Here is a 21,753-nt window from a genome sequence, read left to right on the forward strand (position 1 = left end):
AACCGGAACATCCATCACATCAATGACATTGCCATTCGTAACGCCGACGGGGCGAACGAGATGCAGCAGGCCGTCGAGGCACTGGAGGCACTGGCGCAGCAGCTGCAGGGCGAGGTTGCGGGGTTTCGCCAGCAGGCCTAGGGGGACGCTGATTGAATCGCACGTCCGCGCTCGAGTCGCTTTTGCGTGCGAACAAGGCGCGGTGACTGCCGTGCAGTCATTCTGCACAAGGGAACCGCAACGCCGTGCGCGCGCAAAAGCGGCCGAGCCCCTGCTTTCATTGGCTTGTGGGGTTGGTGCCCCCTGTTCCCCGATCCTGCGTTGCGCCGCTTGCGGGTAGAACCACTACCCGCTGCACGACACGCCTTGTCTCGGAAAACAGGGGGCACCAACGCGGACGTGCGATTCAATCAGCGTCTCCCTAGGAGCCTGTCGGATTCGGGAACAGCGGCCGGTGGCCAGCCGTTTCCGGCGCGTCGCTAGAAGCCCCGGCGCAGGGCGTCGAAGCCGAGGGCGACATCATCCGGGTCGGCCCCGGGCTCGATCCGCAGGCGCGCGCGGACGGTGTCGCGGTCGATGTGGGAGTCGGTGATCGCAGCCTCCGGCAGGCGGTACAGCCACCAGGCCAGGGCTGCCTGACTGCGGGTCTCCGACCAGGGCTCCAGGTCGGATCCCACGCGTTCGGCATGGGCCCCCAGGTCAGCGTCGAAGAAGGGCTCCAGGCGGTCCAGTGCCGCCACCGGGTCGGGCATGGACGGGAGTTCGCCTTCCAGCGCCTCGGTGGAACGTGCCAGTTCCTGGCGGGCGATCTCGGGCCAGATCTGGGCCGGGAGGTAGCCCTCCATGGCGGGACGCCCGGCGGCCGTGAGGCCGTGCAGGTAGCCGCTCTCGGTCTGCAGGTAGCGGTCCAGTGCCTGCAGGGCGTCGCGCGCCCAGTCCAGGGTGTCGCGATCCTCCATCACCCTCGCGAAACTGGCCAGGGCGGCGATGGCCTGGCCGGAGGTGTCGGCGTAGGTATTGCGGTCGACCTGTGGTGGTTCGGTATCCGCGCGTTTTTCGGTATCCAGCTGGTAGTACTCGCGGTCGGCGTACTGGCTGTTGCCGAAGCGGAGCTGGCGCGCGTCCCACAGCTGTTCACGCAGATAGTCGCGAATGCCATGGGCGATATCGCGGTAGCGCTCGTCGCCGAGGGTCTCGTAGGCCTCGGCAAACAGCCAGAGGAACGCGGCGTTCTGGTCCAGGCGCTTCGATGTCTCCAGGGCCAGCACGGGGTCGCGCTGGTCCGGGTCGTGGAAGAAGAAGAACCCGCCTTCGACCTCATCAAAGAGGTCGTCCGCAACCTGGTGCAGCAGCCCCGGTATGCGGTCTTCCCAGCCCTCGGTGCGCAGCAGGAAACGGTAGGTCCAGGGCTGCGGGCGCTTGCTGAGGGTGCCGAACGTGGCGCTGCCGCTCAGGCGGTCGGCGCGGGCGTCGTAGACCTCGTCCAGCATTTCCACGAAGGTGTCGAGATTGTCGATCGCGGCATCGTCGGGGGTGATCTCGCGTCCGGTCACCGAGAACATGTCGCGCTGGCTTTCGAGGATGCTCTGCAAATCACGGGCACTGACGTGTCCGGTGAAGCGGGTGAGCATTTCGTCCTCGGCGTTCACGATGACCACGAAGGGCAGCCCGCGTCCACCGTAGCGCCGGAACAGATCGGCACGTTCGTCCAGATCCACCAGCACCGGGATGTAGTGACGCTCGATGCGGTCAACCACATCGGGGTTCTCCAGCGATTCATCCTGAAAGTCACGGCACCAGGTGCACCACTGGCCGTGGAAGTAGAAGAAGATCGGGCGCTCCCGCGCCTCGGATTCTTCGAACAGGGCGCTGTCCCACTCCTGCCACTCAATGGCCGAGTCGGCCGGGTAGTCCTCCGCTGCAACCGGGCTGGCGAACGCCAGCAGGACCAGCACGGTCGCAAGCCCCCGGAGCATCCGGCCGGGCCGTGGGCGGGTACGCAGCAGCGAGTGAAGGGGGCGGAAGTGTTTCATGGCCATACTTTGTTGTGATTCATTTACTGTTATAGACCAGCCGCCACGACGGGCGTTCGGGTGGGGAGGCGGTGGTAGGATGGCCGCCTGTTTTGCTTGGGAACACGGGTCGGGATGGCCATGATGATCGAGCACGCCCGGCATCGGGTCCTGTATGCGTCGAACGTAGACGAGCGTGGTGCCCGCGCGGGGGGGATCAAGCCGGGTGCCGGGCATGTCCGGCTGCCGCGCAATCGCGGTATCGCGCGCAGGGCGCAGCCATGACGGCGGGTGCCTGGCGGCCAACGGTTGCGTACCTGCTGCCGGGTTTGTGGGCGCGGTCCGGGCCTCTCGAGGCGGCTGCACCGCCGCGCGCCGTTCACCGCCTCGGCCGCTGGCTCGGGCGGGCGCGTGCGTATGGCGGGGCGGGACTCGCAATCGGCTGGGAGGCGGCGCTCGCCGAACGTATCGGTTATCGCCCGACCGCCAGCGGGGCCCGACACTTTCTGGCCTCGCCGGTACAGCTGACGCCCGGAATGAAGGACCTGGTCGCGCACCCCGTGGATGCCGTCGAGGAGGCCGAGCGGGAGGCGCTGTGGGCGGCCGCGCAGCCTGAACTCGAGGCCGCCGGTGCCCAACTGGTGATGGCGGCGGACGGACTGTGGGAGCTGCGCATGGAGGCCGAAGGCGAGGTATCCGGGTTGCCCCCGTCGCTGGGGCTGGGGCGCGCGATGTCCGCGCCCCCCCTGCATGGCGAGGCTGCGCGGCGACTGCAGGTGCTGACCACGGGCCTGCAGATGGCCTGGTTCCAGCACCCGGTGAACCTGCAGCGCGAACGGGACGGGCGGGGTGCCGTTCACGGCCTGTGGTTATGGTCGCCCGGCCGGCCGGGCGCGGAGTCTGCGGCCGGTCGTGTCTGCGGGGGCGGGGCGCTGGGGCGCTGGCTGGCCGCGGGCGCGGGGCTTGACTGGCAGGCCGATCCGGCCGCGGCCCCCGTGGCGCAGGGCGATACCGTGGTGGTGGTGGATGCGCTGGCGGCGCCGCCGACCCCCGAGCGCCGGCTGGAACTGCTGGAGTCGGTGGCCACGGAGGTGGTGGCGCCGCGAATGCGGGGGTTGCGGCGCGGCGACATCAAGGCGCTGGAGTTCATCGACCCGCAGGCGGAGCCGGGGACGGGACCGGGGGCGCTCGCGCTCGGGCGCGGCGATCTGCTGGCGTTCTGGCGGCGGGCACGCAGGCCCTGAAACGGCCTGCGGGTGTTATACTGCGCGGCTTTTCTCCCCACGCAACGGGCCGCCGCGATCGGCGAGGCACCGGACGGAAATCGCCATGGAACTGAACGCGCTGTATTCCCAGATTGATGACCTGAAAGGCCGCCTGGAAGGCCTTAGGGGGTATCTTTGACTATCCGGTCAAGGAAGAACGCCTAGAAGAGGTCCAGCGCGAGCTGGAAAACCCGGACATCTGGAACGACCCGGAGCGGGCCCAGGCGCTGGGCAAGGAACGCGCCCAGCTCGAGAACATCGTCGTCAACATCCGCGAGATCGGCACGCAGCTGGACGACAGCCGCGACCTGCTGGAGATGGCGGAGGCCGATGACGATGCCGAGACGGCATCCGCGGTGGAGGCCGACGTCGCCGCCCTGACCGCGCGGGTCGAGGCGCTGGAGTTTCGGCGCATGTTCTCCGGCGAGATGGACGAGGCCAACGCCTATCTCGACATCCAGGCCGGCTCCGGCGGTACCGAGGCCCAGGACTGGGCCAACATCCTGCTGCGCATGTACCTGCGCTGGGCCGAGAATCACGGCTTCAAGACCGAGATCATCGAGCTGTCCGAGGGCGAGGTCGCAGGCATCAAGAGCGCGACCGTGCGTATCGAGGGCGAGTACGCCTTCGGCTGGCTGCGCACCGAGACCGGCGTGCACCGACTGGTGCGCAAGTCGCCGTTCGATTCGGGCAATCGCCGGCATACCTCGTTCGCCTCGGTGTTCGCCTCGCCGGAGGTGGACGACAGCTTCGAGGTCGAGATCAACCCGGCGGATCTGCGCGTGGATACCTACCGGGCCTCCGGGGCGGGCGGGCAGCACGTCAACCGGACCGAGTCCGCGATCCGCATTACCCACGAGCCCTCCGGCATCGTGGTGGCCTGTCAGAACGACCGTTCGCAGCACAAGAACCGCGACACGGCGATGAAGCAGCTGAAGGCCAAGCTCTACGAGATGGAGATCCAGAAGCGCAACGCCGAGAAGCAGGCGGTGGAGGACACCAAGTCCGACATCGGCTGGGGCAGCCAGATCCGCTCCTATGTGCTCGACCAGTCGCGGATCAAGGACCTGCGCACCAGCGTGGAGGTCGGCAACACCCAGGCCGTGCTCGATGGCGACCTGGACCAGTTCATTGAAGCCAGCCTGAAGAGCGGGCTGTAACGCTTTCTTTTACCGGGATTCCCGATGACCGAAACCACCGACGAGAACAAGCTGATCGCCCAGCGTCGCGCCAAGCTGAACGAGTTGCGCGAGGCCGGCCCGGCCTTCCCCAACGACTTCCGCCGCGATGCCCTGGCGGCCGATCTGCACGCCGCGCATGACGACACCGAAGGCGAGGCGCTGGAGGGGCAGGGGATTCGCGTGACCGTTGCCGGGCGCATGATCGGCAAGCGCGTGATGGGCAAGGCGAGCTTTGTCCGCCTGCGCGACCAGTCCGGGGATATCCAGCTGTTCGCCCAGCGCGACAGCCTGCCGGAAGGCGTCTACGCGGCCTTCAAGCACTGGGACCTGGGCGATATCGTCGGCGGGCAGGGCACGCTGTTCAAGACGAAGACCGGCGAGTTGACGGTCCAGCTGGACGATCTGCGCCTGCTGACCAAGAGCCTGCGCCCGCTGCCGGAGAAGTTCCACGGCCTGACCGACCAGGAACAGCGCTACCGCCAGCGCTACGTGGATCTGATCACCAGCCCGGACAGCCGCGAGCTGTTCCGCACCCGCACCCGGATCGTGCGCTACATTCGCGAATACTTCGAGCGCGAGGACTTCATCGAGGTGGAGACCCCGATGATGCAGGTGATCCCGGGCGGCGCGACCGCGCGGCCGTTCGCCACCCATCACAACGCGCTGGACATGCCGCTGTACCTGCGCATTGCGCCGGAGCTGTATCTGAAGCGCCTGGTCGTCGGCGGCTTCGAGAAGGTCTTCGAGATCAACCGCAATTTCCGTAACGAGGGGCTGTCCACCCGGCACAACCCCGAGTTCACCATGCTCGAGTTCTACGAGGCGTTTGTGGACCACCACGCGCTGATGGACCGTACCGAGACGCTGCTGCGCGGGCTGTGCGAGGACGTGCTGGGCACGGCCACCATCGAGTACCAGGGCGAGACCTACGACTTCGGCCAGCCGTTCACCCGCATGACCGTGCGCGAGGCGATCCTCGAGCACAACGCAGAGATCAGCAGCGAGGACCTGGCCGACATCGACAAGGTGCGCGCCCACTGCGAGCGCCTGGAGATCCCGATCAAGCAGAGCTTCGGGCTCGGCAAGCTGTGGACCGAGATCTTCGAGTACACCGCCGAGAACAAGCTGCGTCACCCGACCTTCATCACCGCCTATCCGACCGAGGTCTCGCCGCTGGCGCGGCGCAATGACGACGACCCGTTCGTGACCGACCGCTTCGAGCTGTTTGTCGGGGGGCGCGAGATCGCCAACGGCTTCTCCGAGCTCAACGACCCCGAGGACCAGGCCGAACGCTTCCAGGCCCAGGTCGCGGAGAAGGACGCCGGCGACGACGAGGCGATGCATTATGACGCCGACTATATCCGCGCCCTGGAATACGGCCTGCCGCCCACGGCGGGCGAGGGCATTGGCATCGACCGCCTGGTGATGCTGCTGACCGACAGCGCCTCGATCCGCGACGTGCTGCTGTTCCCGCACCTGCGCCCGGAGGCCTGATTCGGCACGCCACGCCGTCGCGTGAACAATCCCCCGGTCGTCGTGTCCCATTTCTGCAATGGCAGATAACGGGAGGTACGGCATGCGAGCGGGAATGAAACGAGGCGACGCCATCCGCACCGGTGCGCTGGTCGCGGGGCTGGCCCTGATGGGCTCGGCCCTGGCCGGCGAGGTGGTCGAGGAAGGCATCTCCAGCGAGTACGAACAGTTCGATCTCGTGCGGGTGGCCGGTGATCTGGAGCACCCCTGGTCGGTGGCCTTCCTGCCGGACGGCGGCTATCTGGTGACCGAACGCACGGGTGCGCTGAAACAGGTGCGCGATGGCGAGGTGAGCTCGGTCGAGGGTGTGCCGGAGGTCGTGGCGCGCGGTCAGGGCGGCTTGCTGGAGGTTGCGCTGCACCCGGACTTCGCGGCGAACCACCGGGTGTACTTCACCTATGTCACCGGGGATTCCGATCAGTCCTACACCGCGCTGGGCCGCGGGCGCCTGGAGGACGGGGCCCTGCACGACGTGGAGGAGCTGTTTCGCCAGGACCGGGGCGGGAGCAATCCGGGCCACTTCGGTTCGCGGCTGGCCTGGCAGGCCGATGGCACCCTGCTGATGACGATCGGCGATCGACGCCAGGAGGACCCGGCCCAGGACCTGTCCGCGCATACCGGGTCCCTGCTGCGCCTGACCGAGGATGGCGAGGCCCCGGCGGATAACCCGTTTGTAGACCGCGATGATGCCCAGCCGCACATCTTTGCCTATGGCCTGCGCAATTCGCAGGGGCTAGGGAGACGCTGATTGAATCGCACGTCCGCGTTGGCGCCCCCTGTTTTCCGAGGCAAGGCGCGTCGTGCAGCGGGTAGTGATTCTACCCGCAAGCGGCGCAACGCAGGATCGGGGAACAGGGGGCACCAACCCCACAAGCCATTGAAAGCAGGGGCTCGGCCGCTTTTGCGCACGCACGGCGTTGCGGCTCCCTTGTGCAGAATGACTGCACCGCAGTCACCGCGCCTTGTTCGCACGCAAAAGCGACTCGAGCGCGGACGTGCGATTCAATCAGCGTCTCCCTAGTGGTGGATCCGGAGGACGGCACGATCTGGCTGACGGACCACGGGCCCCGGGGCGGGGATGAACTGAATCGCATGGAAGCCGGGGGCAACTACGGCTGGCCGGTGGTGTCGCGGGGGCGCGACTATCGGTCCGAGGAACCCTTTGGCGAGGCGCGTTACGACGCGGACATGATCGACCCGGTCTACGAGTTCCTGCCGACGCTGGCGCCGTCCGGACTGGCGATGGTCACGGCGGATCGCTTCGGGTCCTGGCAAGGCAATCTGTTGGCGGGCGGCCTGCGTGCTGAACGGATCCTGCGCATCGTGATCGAGGACGACGAAGTCGTGCACATAGAAGAGCTGCTGCACGGCAAGATCGGGCGCATTCGCGATGTCCGCGAGGGACCGGAGGGGCACATCTACGTGCTGACGGACCATTCGGATGGCGGGCTTTATCGCCTGGAATGATCCCGATGCATTGAATGCGCGCGCCCCGCATCCGGACCGGCCCGCACACAGGGCCGGTCCGGCGGGTTGGGTGCTGTAGGCGAGCGGCCGCTGGCGGTCAGTCGCCGGCCGGCTCCAGCACGAGGGCCGCCAGTGGCGGCAGGTGCAGGTACAGCGTGGCCGGGTGCCCCCTGCGCTCGACCGGTTCCGCATGCGCCTGGGCCGGGCCGCGCGAGGCGCCGCCGTAGGCCTCGGCATCGGTATTCATGATGACTCGCCAGCTGCCGGTATGCGGCGCCGGTACCGGGTAGGCCGGGCGCTCTATCGGGGTCAGGTTCAGCACCACCAGGCACTCGTGCCCGTGATCATCGCGGCGCAGGAAGCTGAGGGTCGAGTGGCCGGCATCGTCGCAGTCCAGCCAGGCGAAGCCGTCCGGCTCGAACTCGCGGGCATGCAGGGCGGGCCGCTCGCGGTAGACCCGGTTCAGGTCACGCACCAGCTGCTGCAGGCCCTGGTGCAGCGGATACTGCAGTACGTACCAGTCCAGCTCGCGATCTTCCGCCCACTCCGGGCCCTGGCCGAACTCCTGCCCCATGAACAGCAGTTTCTTGCCGGGATGCAGCCACTGCCAGGCGAACAGCAGACGCAGGTTGGCGAACTGCTCCCATTCGTTGCCGGGCATGCGCCCGCGCAGGCTGCGCTTCCCGTGCACCACCTCGTCGTGCGAGAACGGCAGCACGAAGTTCTCGCTGTAGGCGTAGAGCTGGCCAAAGGTGAGCTGGCCGTGGTGATGCGACCGGTAGATCGGATCCATGCCGAAGTAGGTCAGGGTGTCGTGCATCCAGCCCATGTTCCACTTCATGGTGAAGCCAAGCCCGCCCATGGACGGCGGGCGGCTGACGCCAGGCCAGGCGGTGGATTCCTCGGCGATCATCACGACACCCGGGTGCGCGGTCTGCACGGTCTCGTTCAGGTGGCGCAGGAAGTCGATGGCCTCCAGGTTTTCGTTGCCGCCATGGATGTTGGGCAGCCAGTCGTGCGGCTCGCGGTCGTAGTCGCGATAGAGCATGGAGGCGACGGCATCGACGCGCAGACCGTCGATGTGGAAGTCCTCGACCCAGCACAGGGCGCTGGAGAGCAGGAAATTGCGCACCTCGGGGCGGGAGTAGTTGAAGATCAGCGTGCCCCAGCCGCGGTGCTCGCCGATGCGCGGATCTTCGTGTTCGTACAGTGCGGTGCCGTCGAAACGGGCGAGCGCGAACTCGTCGCGCGGGAAGTGGCCGGGCACCCAGTCGAGCAGCACGCCGAGCCCGGCCTGGTGGGCCTGGTCGACGAAGTAGCGGAAATCGTCCGGGTCGCCGAAGCGCGAGGTGGGGGCGAAAAACCCGGTGCTCTGGTAGCCCCACGAGCCGTCGAAGGGGTGCTCGGTTACCGGGAGCAGTTCGATATGGGTGAAGCCCATGTCGCGGGCGTACGGGACCAGACGCTCGGCCAGCTCGCGGTAGGTCGGCCAGTGGCCTTCCGGGCTGCGCTGCCAGGAGCCCAGGTGCACCTCGTAGATGCTCATCGGGCGGTGTTTCCAGGCGTCCGGGTCGCGGCCCTGCATCCAGTCGCCATCGGCCCAGGCATAGGTGCTGGACGGGCGGATGCGCGCGGCCGTCTCCGGGCGCTGCTGGTAGGCGCGGGCGTAGGGGTCCGTCTTGAGATGCAGGCTGCCGTGGTCGCGGTTGCGGATCTCGAACTTGTAGAGCGTTTCCGCGGACAGCCCCGGGATGAACAGCTCCCAGATGCCGCAGCCGGGGTGTACCGTCATCGGGTGGCAGCGCCCGTCCCAGCGGTTGAAGTCACCCACCACCGACACGCGCTCGGCGTTCGGTGCCCAGACGGCGAAGCGCACGCCGTCGATGCCGTCGCGGGCCAGCGGATGCGCACCGAGCATGCGGTGGGCGTGCCAGTGCCGGCCCTCGGCGAACAGGTGGCGGTCGAAGTCGGGCAGATCCGGGGCGAAGCTCCAGGGGTCAATTGTCTGCAACGTGGTTGTGCCACCCTCGGGTTCCCAGTCGAGCTGCGGGTGGGCCGGGAGGGTCGCCGCCGGGCCCTGCCACAGGAACAGTCCGGGGGCCTCGGGCGCGGCCTCGAGGGCGGCAGGGCGGCCATCGGCCAGGGTGATTCTGGCCGCGTGCGCGTGAGGCAGCCAGGCCCGATAACAGGCCGTCTTTTGATCCAGCTCATGACAGCCCAGAACGCTGTGCGGATCATGGAGCCGGGCTTCAGCCAGGCGGGCTAACGCCACCGGGGCGGAACGGGTGCATTTGTGGGGGGCTGTTGCCATACTCGGATCAAGCTCGCATTTCGATGGTGGGACAGCGGGGTTCGGGCCGAACGGGCCGAACACATCGGGGCGGTGCCGGTCGGATCCGGTGTCTGCCTCCTCAAAGTACAACACGACCTGGCAAGGATGGGTGCATGAATCCGCAACCGCAACGTTACGTCAGCCGCCTGACTCGGGAGACCCTGGCCCTGATTCTGGCAGGAGGGCGTGGCTCGCGTCTCAAACAACTGACCCTGTGGCGGGCCAAGCCGGCCGTACCGTTCGGGGGCAAATTCCGGATTATCGATTTCCCGCTGTCCAACTGTATCAACTCGGGCATCCGCCAGGTGGCGGTGGTGACCCAGTACAAGGCGCACTCGCTGATCCAGCATATGCAGCGTGGCTGGAGCCTCCTGCGCGGCGAGTTCGGCGAGTTCATCGAACTGCTCCCGGCGCAGCAGCGGATCGAGACCTCGTGGTACGCCGGGACCGCCGATGCGGTCTACCAGAACATCGATATTATCCGCCAGCACAATCCGAGCTATGTGCTGATCCTGGCCGGAGACCATATCTACAAGATGGACTACGGCCAGATGATCGCCTTTCACGTGGAGAGTGGCGCCGACATGACCGTGGGCTGCCTGGAGGTCGAGCGCAACCAGGCCAAGGCATTCGGGGTAATGGGGGTGGACGCCCGCAATCGCATTACCTCGTTTGCCGAGAAACCGGAGGACCCGGCCCCGATCCCGGGCACCGAGACCCATTCGCTGGCCTCGATGGGGATCTACGTGATCAATACCAAGTTCCTGTTCGAGCAGCTCGTCAAAGATGCGGACGATACCTTTTCCTCGCATGACTTCGGCAAGGACATCATCCCCAACATTATCAGCCGCTATCAGGTGATGGCCTATCCGTTCCGGGACGAGCAGGGCGTACGTCAGGGCTACTGGCGGGACGTGGGGACGATCGACTCCTACTGGCAGGCCAACCTGGAGCTGATCGGGGTTACGCCCGAGCTGAACCTGTACGACTCGGAGTGGCCGATCTGGACCTACCAGGAACAGCTGCCGCCGGCCAAGTTCGTCTTCGACGACGATGACCGCCGCGGCATGGCGATCGATTCCATGGTCTCCGGCGGCTGCATCATCTCCGGCAGCACCGTGCGGCACTCGCTGCTGTTCTCCAATGTGCAGGTTAACGCCTGCGCCACCGTGGAAGACTCGGTGATCCTGCCGAGCGTGACTGTCGGCGAGAACTGCGTGATCCGCAAGGCGGTGATCGACAAGGGCTGCAAAATCCCGGACGGGACCACGATCGGCGTCGACGACGAGGCCGATGCCCGCGACTACTTCGTCTCGCCCGGAGGGGTGCGCGTGGTGACACCGGAAATGCTCGGACAGGCGACCCACCATGTCCGCTGAATCCGGCAGTACCACCGCCCTCGCCACTCAGCCGCCGCAGCTGGATGTGGTGCTGTGCTGGCACATGCACCAGCCGCAGTACTTCGACTCCGGCGCCGGCGAATACGTGCTGCCGTGGACCTACCTTCACGCACTGAAGGACTACACCGATATGGCGGCGCATCTGGAGGCCTGTCCCCAAGCGCGCGCGGTGGTGAACTTCGCGCCGATCCTGCTGGAGCAGATCGCCGACTACAGCGAACGCCTGGAGTCCGGTATTGGCAACCACTGCAGTTTCGGCGACCCGGTGCTGGATCTGCTGCAGATGGACATTGTGCCGGTGGAGCCGGTGCAGCGACGCGAGATCCTGCGCGTGTGCCTGCGGGCCCATGCCCCGCGCATGATCGAACCCTTCCCGCTGTTCGAGCGTCTCGCGGCCCTGGCGCGACAGGCGCTGGAAGACCCGATCCTGCTGGGCCACCTGGATAATCGCTACTTCCAGGATCTGGCCACCTGCTACCACCTGGCCTGGCTGGGCGAGACGGTACGCCGCGCCTACCCCGAGGTGCAGGGATGGCTGAAGACCGATACCGGGTTCAACCGCGATGTGCGTTCGCGCCTGCTGAAGGTGATCCGCGACGAGGTGAAGGGGATCCTGCCGCGCTATCGCGAGTTGGCCCGTCAGGGGCGCGTGGAGCTCTCGTTTACCCCCTATGCCCATCCGATCATGCCGCTGCTGCTCGACCTGCGCTCCGCGCGCGAGGCGATGCCCGATGTGGCGCTGCCCGAGGCCCCGAGCTATCCCGATGGCGAGGCGCGGGTGCGCTGGCACATCGAACGCGGGCTGGAGGTTTTCGAGGAGCACTTCGGCTTCCGGCCCCGGGGCTGCTGGCCCTCCGAGGGCAGCCTCAGCGAGGCCACGGTGCGTCTGCTGGACGATTACGACATCTGCTGGACGGCCAGCGGGCAGACGGTCCTCGGCAACAGCCTGGCCGCGGCGGGCGAGACCGCGCAGTCGCACACCGGCTCCGCGGCGCAGGAGGGCTGGCTGCACCGGCCCTACCGGCTGCAGGGGGCCGAGACCGAGCTGTTCTTCCGCGATGACGGGCTATCCGATGCCATCGGTTTCCGCTACGCCGACTGGCATGCTGACGATGCGGTTGGCGATTTCGTGCACCACCTGGAGAACATCGCCGACGTCTCGCCCGATGGGGGCGTCGTCGCCGTGATCCTCGATGGCGAGAATGCCTGGGAGTACTACCCGGACAACGGTTTCCACTTCCTGCGTGCGCTGTACGAACGGGTGGCGGTCAATCCGCGGCTGAACCTGTGCACCTTCTCCGATGTATGCCAGCGCAGTGGTCCCCGCGCCGATCGTGGTGAGTTGCCCGGGCTGGTGGCGGGCTCCTGGGTGTACGGCACCTTCTCCACCTGGATCGGCGACCGTGACAAAAACCTGGGCTGGGATCGGCTGATCGAGGCGTGGACGGCGGTGAGTCAGGCCATTGCGCAGCATCCCTCTCTGGATACCCCGGAGCTGCGCCGGCAACTGGCGGTCTGCGAGGGTTCCGACTGGTGCTGGTGGTTCGGCGAGTACAACCCGGCGGGTTCCGTGAGCGACTTCGAGCAGCTCTACCGGCGGCACCTGGCGCGGCTGTACCAGCTGGCGGATCTGGACGTACCCGACTCCCTCGGCGAAGTCCTGTCGGTAGGGGGCGGGGACCCGGAAGCCGGCGGGACCATGCGCAAGGGGCAATAGGGCATGGAGGCCGGAAGCGAACACGCCAACCCCCTGATGCAGCGTCGGCGTGCCGGCGTCCTGCTGCACCCGACCTCGCTGCCCGGCCCGGCGCCGGTCGGCACCCTGGGCGCCGAGGCGCTGCGCTTCGTGGACTGGGCGCGCGAAGCCGGCTTCGGGCTGTGGCAGATCCTGCCGCTGCACCCGCCGCAGGCGGACGGGTCGCCCTATGCCAGCATCTCCGCGTTTGCCGGTGATGTCCGCATGATCGACCGCCACCGCCTGGCGGAACGTGCGGGCCTGGACGAACGGGACATCCCGGTGGCGGAAGCGCTGCACCAGGCGCGTGCCGGTCTGGCACAGGCGCCGGAGGGCTGGGCACAGGCCTATCAGGCCTTCTGTGACGCCCAGGGCCCGGTGTGGCTGGACGATTTCGCGCGCTTTGTGGTCATCCGCGAGCAGGAGGGCGGCCGCCCCTGGTGGGAATGGCCGCAGGCGCGGCGGGACCGCGAACCGGACGCGCTGGCGGCGCTGCAGCAGGAGGCCGCGGAGGCGCTGGAGGCCGTGCGCTTCGCCCAGTTCGTGCTGTTCGACCAGTGGCAGGACGTGCGCGAGCATGCGCGCGCACGCGACATCATGATCCTCGGCGACATGCCGATCTTCGTGGCCCATGATTCCGCCGAGGTCTGGGCCCACCGCGATCTGTTCGATCTGGACGCGACCGGTCATCCGCTGACCGTGGCCGGTGTGCCGCCGGACTACTTCTCCGCGACCGGGCAGCGCTGGGGCAACCCGCATTACCGCTGGGACCGGCTGCAGGCCCGCGACTACGATTGGTGGGTGGAGCGCATGCGCTGGACCCTGGAGACCGTGGACGCGGTGCGCATTGATCACTTCCGCGGCTTCGAATCGAGCTGGGCGATCCCGGCCGATGAACCCGATGCGACCGGCGGCCACTGGGTGGCGGGTCCGGGTGCTGCGTTTTTCGAGTGCCTGGAGGCCCGTCTGGGGGCATTGCCGTTACTGGCTGAAGATCTTGGTGTGATTACCCCCGAGGTCACTGCGCTGCGCCTGCGCTTTGATCTGCCCGGGATGCGCATCCTGCAGTTCGCGTTCGAGGGTGGTCCGGACAACCCCTACCTGCCGGCCAACCATGACGAGCTGAGCGCGGTGTATACCGGCACTCACGACAACGACACGACGCTTGGCTGGTTCCACAGTCTGGACGCGCCGATGCAACAGCACGTGATCGCCACGCTGGATGCCGGAGCGGCCGACGAGATGCCCTGGCCGATGCTGCGGGCGGCCTGCCGCTCGCCGGCACAGCTCGCGATCCTGCCGATGCAGGATGTCCTGCAGCTGGGTTCGGAGGCACGGATGAACCTGCCGGGGACGGTGACGGATGCGAACTGGAGCTGGCGCTTCGACTGGGCGCAGCTGCCGCCGGAGCAGACACCGGCGATGCGCGCGCTGATGGAGTCCACCGGCCGCCTGGAATGATCCCGCGAGGGCGTCCCGGGGGGCGGCTGTCAGGGTGGGGTCAACGAAACAACTGGGCCAGGCATAAAGAAGCCCGGCCCCTCGTCGGGGCCGGGCCGGGCTGCCGGTGCGCCACTCGGGCGCGACGGTGCCGAGGGGCTTAGCGCATCATGCCGCCGCCCTGGCCACCCTGCTGCTGCATCTGCTGCTGAATGGCCTGCATGCGCTGGAGCACATCGTCGATGTCGGGATTTTCCTCGCGCATCGCGGACATCAGGTCCTCGCGCAGGGCGGCCTGCGCCTCCAGGATTTCTTCGTCCTGGGAAACGGCCTGCTGGGCCTCCTGCAGGTTCATCTGGGCCTGCTGAACCGACTCGGACTGAAAGATCTCCTGCTGCTGCTCGGTGCTCAGATCGGGATCACGCAGCTGCTCTTCGGCTGATTCGAGGGTTTCCAGATCACGGCGCGGCTGGTAGCCAGCGGATTCCATCTTGTCCAGGACCAGGTTCTCCAGTGCCTCGCCCTTCTGTTCGAGGTCCGGGTTGTTTTCGATGGCCCGCTGCTGGGTCTCGGCCAGCGTCTGCTGGAGCTGCTGCATCTCCATCTGCGGGCCTCCGCCCTGTCCCTGACCTTGGCCCATGCCCTGCGCCATGGCGAGCGGGCTGGCCAGTGCCAGTGCGGCCGCGGCAACAAGGGCGGCGAGGGATCGGGAATGAATCTTCATAAACGGACTCCTGGTGAATTCGGGTACATCGTAGTCAAAGGCGACTTAACCCTAGCTTAACAAGCATGGCCTGATCCTGCCGGGTGGCCCCGCGCAGGGCGTGGACGGCCGCTATCCGCAGTGCGAACGGGAGCGGTGGCGGTGCGCCTGAACAGGGCGATATCCGCAGCCGGCAGTTCAAGCGTGCAGCCCAGCCGTGCGGCGATCCAGTGCAGGGTATGCGGCCCGTAAAAGGCGACATGAGTGGGATCGCGACGGTAATGCCAGCGGCGAAACCCGGCCGCGGGTGGCGGCCATTCGGTCATCATGGCGAGGATGCCGCCGGGGCCGAGCGCGGCCACCATGGCTGTCAGGGTCTGCAGGGGGTGATGCAGGTGTTCCAGCACTTCGGTGCAGCTGATGAAATCCCAGCCGCCGGACGGGGGCTGGGGCCGCTGTGGGGCAAAGGCCGGGTCCCATGCGTCCAGTGTGTAGCCGCGCGCGCGCAGCAGATCGGCGAGTACGGGCTGTGGCCCGCAGCCCCAGTCGAGGCCGGTGGCGGGGGGAGGCAGGGCGCGGGTCAGGGGGTCGCTCAGGCGTTCCAGATGCGCGCGGTACCCAGGGTCATCCGGGCGATTTTCGTGGGTCTGGTAATAGGCGCGTTCCACGTCGCGCGTCGGCCAGGTACTGCGTTCCAGCGCGATCAGGCCGCAGTGGTGGCAGCGGCGATAGTCACCGGGCGCCGGGTCGCGCGCACCGCGGTGATAGAACGGCCGGCTGTGCTGGCCGCACAGGGGGCAGGCGGCATCGTCGGCCGGGATCAACGGCGGAGGTAGCGGAACCACGAGGCGATGTTCAGCAGACTCATCAGCGACTGCGACAGATAGGTGTAGGCCGCGGCCTTGAGGATGCGCTCGGCATGCGGGTAATCGGGCGGATGCAGATAGCCGCCTTCGCGCAGCATGGGCATGGCGCGGCGGAAGCTGGCATCGAACTCGGTGGGCAGGGTGATGAAGTGCACCAGTGCGGCCAGGCCCATGGACAGGACACCCGCGAGGAAGAACAGGATGCCCGGGGCCGGATGGCGGGCGATCAGCGTAATGAACGGGATCGCGACCAGCATCCAGGCGCCGAGCTGCTGGCCGTAGCGGGTCATGCCGACCAGGGTGCTGCGCATGCGCAGCGGGGCGTAGCCCTGGGCATGCTGCACGGCATGACCGACCTCGTGTGCGGCCACGGTGATCGCGGTGAGCGAGCGCCCGTCGTGGTTCTCGGGCGACAGGCGCACCGTGTGCGTGGCCGGGTCGTAGTGGTCCCCGCTGCCGGTCGTCTCTACGGCCACCCGGTTCAGGCCGTGGCGGTCGAGCAGCTCGCGCGCGAGTTCCGCGCCGGTGCCGTCGTAGCGGTCCGCCGGGCGGTGGTATTTCTTCATGGTGTGACGCACCCACCAGCCGGGGGCCCAGGCGACGAGCAGCAGCAGCGGGACGAGCAGGATCAGCAGACGCATCCTGCAATGATCACCCGAACCCCCGCGTCGCGGAAAGTGCCGCCACGTAGCGTGGCCATTTCCGGCGCCCCCGGCTCTGTGGCCGGGAACGCGCGAGGGTCAGTCGTCGGCCTCGTCGTAGTCGCCCTTGTGCTTCGGGTTGGGGCGCGCGCGGCGGTCACGCGAGTAGTCGCGGTCGTCCTCCTGGGTGTCTGTTGCGGCCTCGATCATGCGCAGATTCGCCGGGGGCGCGCTGCCGTCCTTCTCCTGACCGAAGTAGATGGTCTGGTGCGGGAACGGGATCTCGATGCCGGCGGCATCGAAGTGCTTCTTGACCAGGCGGTTGAACGCGCGGCCCAGGCCGAACTGCGTGCCCGGCAGCGTCTTGATGCGGATGCGTACGTTCACCGAGCTGTCGGCCAGGGCGGTCACGCCGTGGACTTCCATCTCGTCGAGGATGTTCGGGCCCTGATCCGGGTCCTCCTTCAGTTCCTCGAAGGCCTCGCGCAGGCGCACGATGACCTCGTCGATGTCCTCGCGGTAGGCCACGCCGTATTCGCCGACGTGGTAGGCGAACTCGCGCATGTAGTTGGAGACGGCATCCACCGCGGAGAACGGGATCAGGTGATAGGTCCCGGACAGGTCGCGCAGGCCCATGGAGCGGATGGTCATCTTCTCGACGGTGCCGGTGGTGCCGGCCACGGTCACGACATCGCCGGTGTTGATCGCCTTCTCGAGCTGGATGAACACGCCGGTGATGATGTCCTGCACGAGCTTCTGGGCACCAAACCCGACCGCGAGGCCAAGTACGCCGGCACCGGCCAGCAGCGGCCCGATGTTGATGCCGATCTCGGCCAGAACGACCATCACCGTCAGTACGCTCAGGGCGATCGCGATCGCGTTGCGGAACAGGGTCAGCAGGGTCTTCTCGCGGGCGCCGGGTTCACCCTCTCCGGTATTCGGGTTCAGGCGGTGCTCGACCCAGCTGGCAAACACCAGCCAGATCGCGAGTGCCGCGAGCACGATCAGCGCAACCGAGATCGCGGTGCCCACCACCCGCATGCCGGCCTCGGAACCCAGCCAGGCCGCGAGGTTGAACACGCCCCAGGCATCCGCGATCACGGCCAGCACGATCAGCAGGATCACCAGGCGCATGGTCTTCAGGGCCTTCGGCACGTAGGCATTCAGGCGCGCCTCCAGCAGCGGGAACTTTTCTCGCGTCTCGTCGGGCACGTGGATGTCGCGGCCGATGATCTGGCTCAGCAGGTTGGCGACAAACACACCGATGAACGCGGCCAGCAGGGTCTGACCGGTGGCCTTGGCCATGAAGGGCAGGGCGTCTTCCGGCCGCGTGACACTCACCACGGCCAGCGTCAGGAAGTACAGCAGCGCGATCCAGTGCCAGCTGCTGGCCAGCAGCGACAGGGTGATGCGCGTGAACGCGAACCCGGCCCGGTTGGCCACCTGCAGCAGGCGGTCATGCACCCGCTGGCGGTTCTGCAGGATGATCACCGCCGCGTAGAAGAAGGCGGTCAGCATCACCAGCAGGCCGAGCGAGCGCCCCGCCTCGGTGGAGATGTGGTTGTTGGTGATCGGCACCAGCAGCAGCAGGCCGTAGCCGATGTAGGTGACCAGGCGCGCCAGCCAGGCGTTCCAGTAGGCGGCCTCGTCGCCGGCCATCGGCAACAGCCGCAGGCCCTGATAGCGGGTCGCGAAGATCAGGCGCAGGGCCGCCTTGGTGACCTCGATCAGCAGGAAGGCGTTCAGGAACAGGGAGTGCCGTGTGAGCATCTCGCCGGAATCCCCGAGCACGAACAGGGCCAGACCGTAGCCGGCCACCCAGGCCAGCAGCACGACCAGGAAGTCGACGACCGCGGCCAGCAGCACCGCGGGGAGGGCGCGCAGCAGGTGGTACTGCTCCGGCGAGTTGATGACCCAGCGGTCGAGCCCGGCAAAGATCGGACTGCCGACGCGGCGCAGGACCAGGAAGACGACGACGGTGAACGCGATCAGGATGACAAGATCCAGCACCCCGGCCCCGAAAGCGGCGATCTCCACGGCGCGCAGCGTGTCGCCGATGTCAGTGGCGATCGCGCCCAGGGCGCGGACCTCGGCCACGGTGCCCTCGGCCAAGGCCTGGGTGAGTTCCGCGATCTGGCGCGGCAGCGAGACCGGGTCTTCGGTGTCCGCCGTCGCCTCGTCCTGTGCGGCGGTTGCGGTGCCGGGGTCCGCGCGCTCGGCGCGCAGGGTTTCCAGCAGGCGTTCGCGCGCCTCCTCATTTTCCAGTGCCTCGATCAGGGCGTCGTGCAGATCGCGGGTGTCCTCGGCCTGTGCGGCGGCAGCGCCCCACGGCAGGAGGAACAGGATCAGCAGCAGCGGCAGCAGGCGGGCAAAGGCAAACGGCGTCGAGCGGGACTGGAACACAGCAGACCTCGGGTGTGGGCGGGGATCCGGAGGGCACTGGCGGCCGTGGATCGGGCCTTGTGTGTGCGGCTCCAGGCGCGACAAGGGCCGGCCAGGCGGCCCCATCGGCGGACACTAGCTTAACGGCCCCGGGGGGCGATGCTCAATGCGGGCTACTCGAGCAGCATCGGGTCCAGCCAGGCGATGCCCAGCTGCCGCATCTGCTGCTCGACCCACTGGATACGCCGGGTCATGCGGGGCCCGGGATTCACCGGGTCGTACAGTCCCGGGGCCGGCAGCATGGCCGCGAGCCGGGCCGACTGCTGGCGGTCGAGCTCGCGGGCGGGGCGCCCGAAGTAATGCTGAGCCGCATGTTCGATGCCGTAGATGCCGGGTCCGAATTCGGCGAGGTTGAGATAGATCTCCAGGATCCGCCGTTTCGGCCAGATCGCCTCCATGGTGGCGGTGAAGCCGGCCTCCAGGGTCTTGCGGAACCACGACCGGTCATGCCACAGGAACAGGTTTTTCGCGGTCTGCTGACTGATGGTGCTGGCCCCGCGCAGGCGGTCCCCGCGCGCGACATGGTCGTCCACTGCCTTGCGCACCGAGCCCCAGTCGAAACCGCGGTGCAGCGGAAACTGCTGATCCTCGGCCGCGATGACCGCAAGCATCAGGTGACGGGGCAGGTCGTCCAGGCGCTGCCATTCGGGTCGCAGCCGCGAGGCCGTCTGCCAGTCCGTCGCCCAGACCATGGCCATGCCGTAGGGTGGATCGACGCGGGCAAACAGCAGCACCAGCGCGATCATCGCGCCCGCGACCAGCCCGAGCAGCACGGTGACCAGGCCAAGGGCCCAGTACAGTAGTCGGCAAAGGGGCCGCGGCCGACGATTCCGCGCCATCAGGCGATCCTCGGGGCGGCGCCCCGGGCGGGGACAGGGGAGCGGGCAGGGTGGTGCTTCATGATGGCTCTAGCATACCGCGCGCACGCGCCGCGCAGGAGTTGCGCGGAAATGCCAGCCACGGGCGAACTGTTCGCGGTTTTTATGGCCAAAGGCGTTTAGGGAAGGTTTGACGAAAGTGCGTGCGCAGGCGGTCAGCCTGTTGTGTGCAAAGGCCTCTGTGGTGGGTGTCCGCTGTGCCTGGGTCCTCAGGGGATCGTTCGTCGCGCCCCGGCGCAACCAGAAACGGGCAGGCAGCCAGGAGACCGGCAGTAATGCGCGCGAAAACCGTGCATCCTGAGAGGGCCGGGTCTGCCCGGTACTACAACCCGAATCCGCGAATCGTGAAGGAGTAGAGCCATGGAACTGTTGCCCTACCGCTACACCACCCCGAGTGGCGAGGCCGTTTCCTTCGAATTCCGCCTGCATCCCGAGACCGGTTCGGCGGTGCGCGTGCAGCAGCTTCTGGATCGTCTGACCGAGACCCTGGATCACGAAATCGGGATTCTCGGCGATACCTGTAATGGCGATGTGCTGCAGGCGCTTGCAATGGCGCTGGCGGTGCGTACCGAGATGATCCCGGCCGATCCGGACATGACCCGCGGGCTGGCGCGCGATGTGGTGGAGCGGGCGCTGCGTTCGCTGGCCGAGGCCGAGCACCGTCAAACCGGACCCGTGGGCCATGCCTGAGACCCTGCCGGCGCCGGGGCGCCCGATCGTGTTCTTCGACGGTGGCTGCCCGCTGTGCCGGCGGGAGATTGGCCATTACCAGCGGCTGGACACGGCCGCGGCGGTGGACTGGCAGGATATCCACGCCGATGCCGAGCCGCTCGCGGCCTGGGGCATCGAATGGGAGCAGGCCATGCAGCGCATGCACGCGATCGCGCCGGATGGGCAGGTGCGCAGCGGAGCCTGGGCCTTCGTGCTGGTCTGGCGCCATCTGCCGTATTACCGCTGGATGGGTGTGGTGCTGCACCGTCTGCCGCCGGTGGTCTGGGTGATGGATGCGGGTTACCGGGTCTTTGCGCGCTATCGCTGGCGTTCGCGCTGTGCGGACGGCCTGTGTCGCCCGGATCGCTGACCTCCCCGTGGCCCACGCCAAACCTCATCTCCCGCACAAGACCTGCACGGTCTGCGGGCGGCCGTTTGCCTGGCGACGCAAATGGGCGCGTTGCTGGGACGAGGTGCGTTACTGCTCCGAGGCCTGTCGGCGCCGCCGTTCGCAGGTTCGGACCCCCCGTGAGGCATAGTGCGTGAACGTGAGGCGAAGCCTGTGAGCCTGTTTGCGAAGCTGGGCCTGATGCTCGTCTTCATGGTTTTACCGACGGCGGTGATGGCGGAGGACCTCGCCGCCGAGCGCGCCATTGTGGAACAGCTCGGGGAACCCCACCGTGTACTGCTGATGCGGCACGCCCTTGCCCCCGGAATCGGCGATCCACAGGGCTTCGATGTCGAAGACTGTTCCACCCAGCGCAACCTGTCGGACGGGGGGCGCGAGCAGGCACGTGCGAGCGGTGAGCGGCTGCGGGCCGCAGGACTCACTTCAATTCGTGTGTTTGCCGGACCCTGGTGCCGCAACCTCGAGACGGCCGAGCTGCTGGGCTATGGCACGCCCACGGTGCTCGAGGATGCGCTGGCGTCGATCTTTCGGGCCAACGCGGTGCACCGCGAACGGCGCATGCGGGCCTGGCGCGAACATCTGGCCGAGGCATACCGCGATGGGGCGGGGCCCGCGGTGTATGTGACCCACCTGGCCAATATTCGCGAGCTCAGCGGTCGCAGTCTGGGGTCCGGTGCGATGCTGGTGGTGGAGATCGACGCCGCCGGCGACGCGCGCCCGGTCGACCCGTAATCCGGC

At 67.6% G+C, this 21,753-nt stretch carries 18 protein-coding genes and 3 pseudogenes; 14 read left to right on the forward strand and 7 right to left on the reverse strand.

The window, feature by feature from the left end:
* Nucleotides 1–141, forward strand: a pseudogene (locus D000_RS14215) (methyl-accepting chemotaxis protein); the annotation flags it as partial.
* Nucleotides 142–479: 338 nt separating this feature from the next.
* On the opposite strand, the gene D000_RS0110805 reads toward D000_RS14215, so the two are convergent.
* Nucleotides 480–1,976: a DUF255 domain-containing protein gene (locus D000_RS0110805; protein ID WP_051074970.1), complete on the reverse strand. Its 1,497-nt coding sequence runs from the start codon at nucleotides 1,974–1,976 to the stop codon at nucleotides 480–482.
* 171 nt (nucleotides 1,977–2,147) lie between these two features.
* On the opposite strand from D000_RS0110805, the gene D000_RS14220 reads away from it, so the two are divergent.
* From D000_RS14220 to D000_RS13500, 6 genes and pseudogenes are all read left to right on the forward strand, one after another.
* A complete protein-coding gene (locus D000_RS14220) occupies nucleotides 2,148–2,297 on the forward strand; it encodes a hypothetical protein (RefSeq protein WP_018873537.1) in 150 nt (49 codons plus the stop codon).
* Nucleotides 2,294–3,256: a hypothetical protein gene (locus D000_RS0110815; protein WP_018873538.1), complete on the forward strand. Its 963-nt coding sequence runs from the start codon at nucleotides 2,294–2,296 to the stop codon at nucleotides 3,254–3,256. The genes D000_RS14220 and D000_RS0110815 overlap by 4 nt, the downstream gene beginning before the upstream one ends.
* A gap of 85 nt (nucleotides 3,257–3,341) precedes the next feature.
* A protein-coding gene (gene prfB, locus D000_RS0110820; RefSeq protein ID WP_155999284.1) for a peptide chain release factor 2 occupies nucleotides 3,342–4,437 on the forward strand; the annotation gives its coding sequence in 2 pieces (ribosomal slippage) (nucleotides 3,342–3,413 and nucleotides 3,415–4,437; 1,095 coding nt in all).
* A gap of 24 nt (nucleotides 4,438–4,461) precedes the next feature.
* A complete protein-coding gene (gene lysS, locus D000_RS0110825; RefSeq protein ID WP_018873540.1) occupies nucleotides 4,462–5,952 on the forward strand; it encodes a lysine--tRNA ligase in 1,491 nt (496 codons plus the stop codon).
* 94 nt (nucleotides 5,953–6,046) lie between these two features.
* Nucleotides 6,047–6,724, forward strand: a pseudogene (locus D000_RS13495) (PQQ-dependent sugar dehydrogenase); the annotation flags it as partial.
* A gap of 284 nt (nucleotides 6,725–7,008) precedes the next feature.
* Nucleotides 7,009–7,458, forward strand: a pseudogene (locus D000_RS13500) (PQQ-dependent sugar dehydrogenase); the annotation flags it as partial.
* A 97-nt stretch (nucleotides 7,459–7,555) separates the two neighbouring features.
* Here D000_RS13500 and glgB read toward each other — a convergent pair.
* Nucleotides 7,556–9,769, reverse strand: coding sequence for a 1,4-alpha-glucan branching protein GlgB (gene glgB / locus D000_RS0110835; RefSeq protein WP_026279931.1), 2,214 nt, complete (start codon nucleotides 9,767–9,769; stop codon nucleotides 7,556–7,558).
* 134 nt (nucleotides 9,770–9,903) lie between these two features.
* Here glgB and glgC point away from each other — a divergent pair, with 134 nt between their 5' ends.
* Genes glgC through malQ form a run of 3 tightly spaced genes read left to right on the forward strand, consistent with a single transcriptional unit; the run spans nucleotide 9,904 to nucleotide 14,386 of the window.
* Complete coding sequence (glgC, locus tag D000_RS0110840; RefSeq protein ID WP_018873543.1) at nucleotides 9,904–11,169, forward strand: glucose-1-phosphate adenylyltransferase; 1,266 nt, start codon at nucleotides 9,904–9,906, stop codon at nucleotides 11,167–11,169.
* Nucleotides 11,159–12,907, forward strand: coding sequence for a glycoside hydrolase family 57 protein (locus tag D000_RS0110845; protein WP_018873544.1), 1,749 nt, complete (start codon nucleotides 11,159–11,161; stop codon nucleotides 12,905–12,907). Before glgC ends, D000_RS0110845 begins: the two co-directional genes overlap by 11 nt.
* Nucleotides 12,908–12,910: 3 nt before the next feature.
* Nucleotides 12,911–14,386 carry a 4-alpha-glucanotransferase gene (gene malQ / locus D000_RS0110850; RefSeq protein ID WP_018873545.1) on the forward strand — a complete coding sequence of 492 codons (1,476 nt, stop codon included), beginning with the start codon at nucleotides 12,911–12,913 and terminating at the stop codon, nucleotides 14,384–14,386.
* 139 nt (nucleotides 14,387–14,525) lie between these two features.
* Here malQ and D000_RS0110855 read toward each other — a convergent pair whose 3' ends face one another.
* The 5 genes from D000_RS0110855 to mtgA form a co-directional block, all read right to left on the reverse strand.
* Nucleotides 14,526–15,089: a hypothetical protein gene (locus D000_RS0110855; RefSeq protein WP_018873546.1), complete on the reverse strand. Its 564-nt coding sequence runs from the start codon at nucleotides 15,087–15,089 to the stop codon at nucleotides 14,526–14,528.
* 56 nt (nucleotides 15,090–15,145) lie between these two features.
* Nucleotides 15,146–15,862, reverse strand: coding sequence for a class I SAM-dependent methyltransferase (locus D000_RS13505; protein WP_038047844.1), 717 nt, complete (start codon nucleotides 15,860–15,862; stop codon nucleotides 15,146–15,148).
* 26 nt (nucleotides 15,863–15,888) lie between these two features.
* Complete coding sequence (locus D000_RS0110865) at nucleotides 15,889–16,575, reverse strand: zinc metallopeptidase (RefSeq protein ID WP_018873548.1); 687 nt, start codon at nucleotides 16,573–16,575, stop codon at nucleotides 15,889–15,891.
* Nucleotides 16,576–16,674: 99 nt separating this feature from the next.
* Entirely contained in the window at nucleotides 16,675–18,978 is a 2,304-nt protein-coding gene (locus D000_RS0110870) for a mechanosensitive ion channel domain-containing protein (protein ID WP_018873549.1), read from the reverse strand.
* A gap of 152 nt (nucleotides 18,979–19,130) precedes the next feature.
* Nucleotides 19,131–19,856: a monofunctional biosynthetic peptidoglycan transglycosylase gene (gene mtgA / locus D000_RS0110875; RefSeq protein ID WP_018873550.1), complete on the reverse strand. Its 726-nt coding sequence runs from the start codon at nucleotides 19,854–19,856 to the stop codon at nucleotides 19,131–19,133.
* 399 nt (nucleotides 19,857–20,255) lie between these two features.
* Here mtgA and D000_RS0110880 point away from each other — a divergent pair, with 399 nt between their 5' ends.
* From D000_RS0110880 to D000_RS0110890, 4 genes are read left to right on the forward strand one after another with little or no spacing between them, the layout of a single operon-like run.
* On the forward strand, nucleotides 20,256–20,585 hold the full coding sequence (locus tag D000_RS0110880; protein WP_018873551.1) for a hypothetical protein: 330 nt from the start codon (nucleotides 20,256–20,258) through the stop codon (nucleotides 20,583–20,585).
* Nucleotides 20,578–20,976 (forward strand): thiol-disulfide oxidoreductase DCC family protein, encoded by a 399-nt coding sequence (locus D000_RS0110885; RefSeq protein ID WP_018873552.1) that lies wholly within the window; start codon nucleotides 20,578–20,580, stop codon nucleotides 20,974–20,976. The genes D000_RS0110880 and D000_RS0110885 overlap by 8 nt, the downstream gene beginning before the upstream one ends.
* Nucleotides 20,900–21,145, forward strand: a complete 246-nt coding sequence (locus tag D000_RS13975; RefSeq protein ID WP_081616671.1) for a DUF2256 domain-containing protein — start codon at nucleotides 20,900–20,902, stop codon at nucleotides 21,143–21,145. Before D000_RS0110885 ends, D000_RS13975 begins: the two co-directional genes overlap by 77 nt.
* A gap of 50 nt (nucleotides 21,146–21,195) precedes the next feature.
* Entirely contained in the window at nucleotides 21,196–21,747 is a 552-nt protein-coding gene (locus tag D000_RS0110890; protein WP_038047847.1) for a histidine phosphatase family protein, read from the forward strand.
* Nucleotides 21,748–21,753: the final 6 nt, after the last annotated feature.

Source organism: Thioalkalivibrio sp. ALJ16 (assembly GCF_000377345.1).
Taxonomy (GTDB): Bacteria; Pseudomonadota; Gammaproteobacteria; order Ectothiorhodospirales; family Ectothiorhodospiraceae; genus Thioalkalivibrio.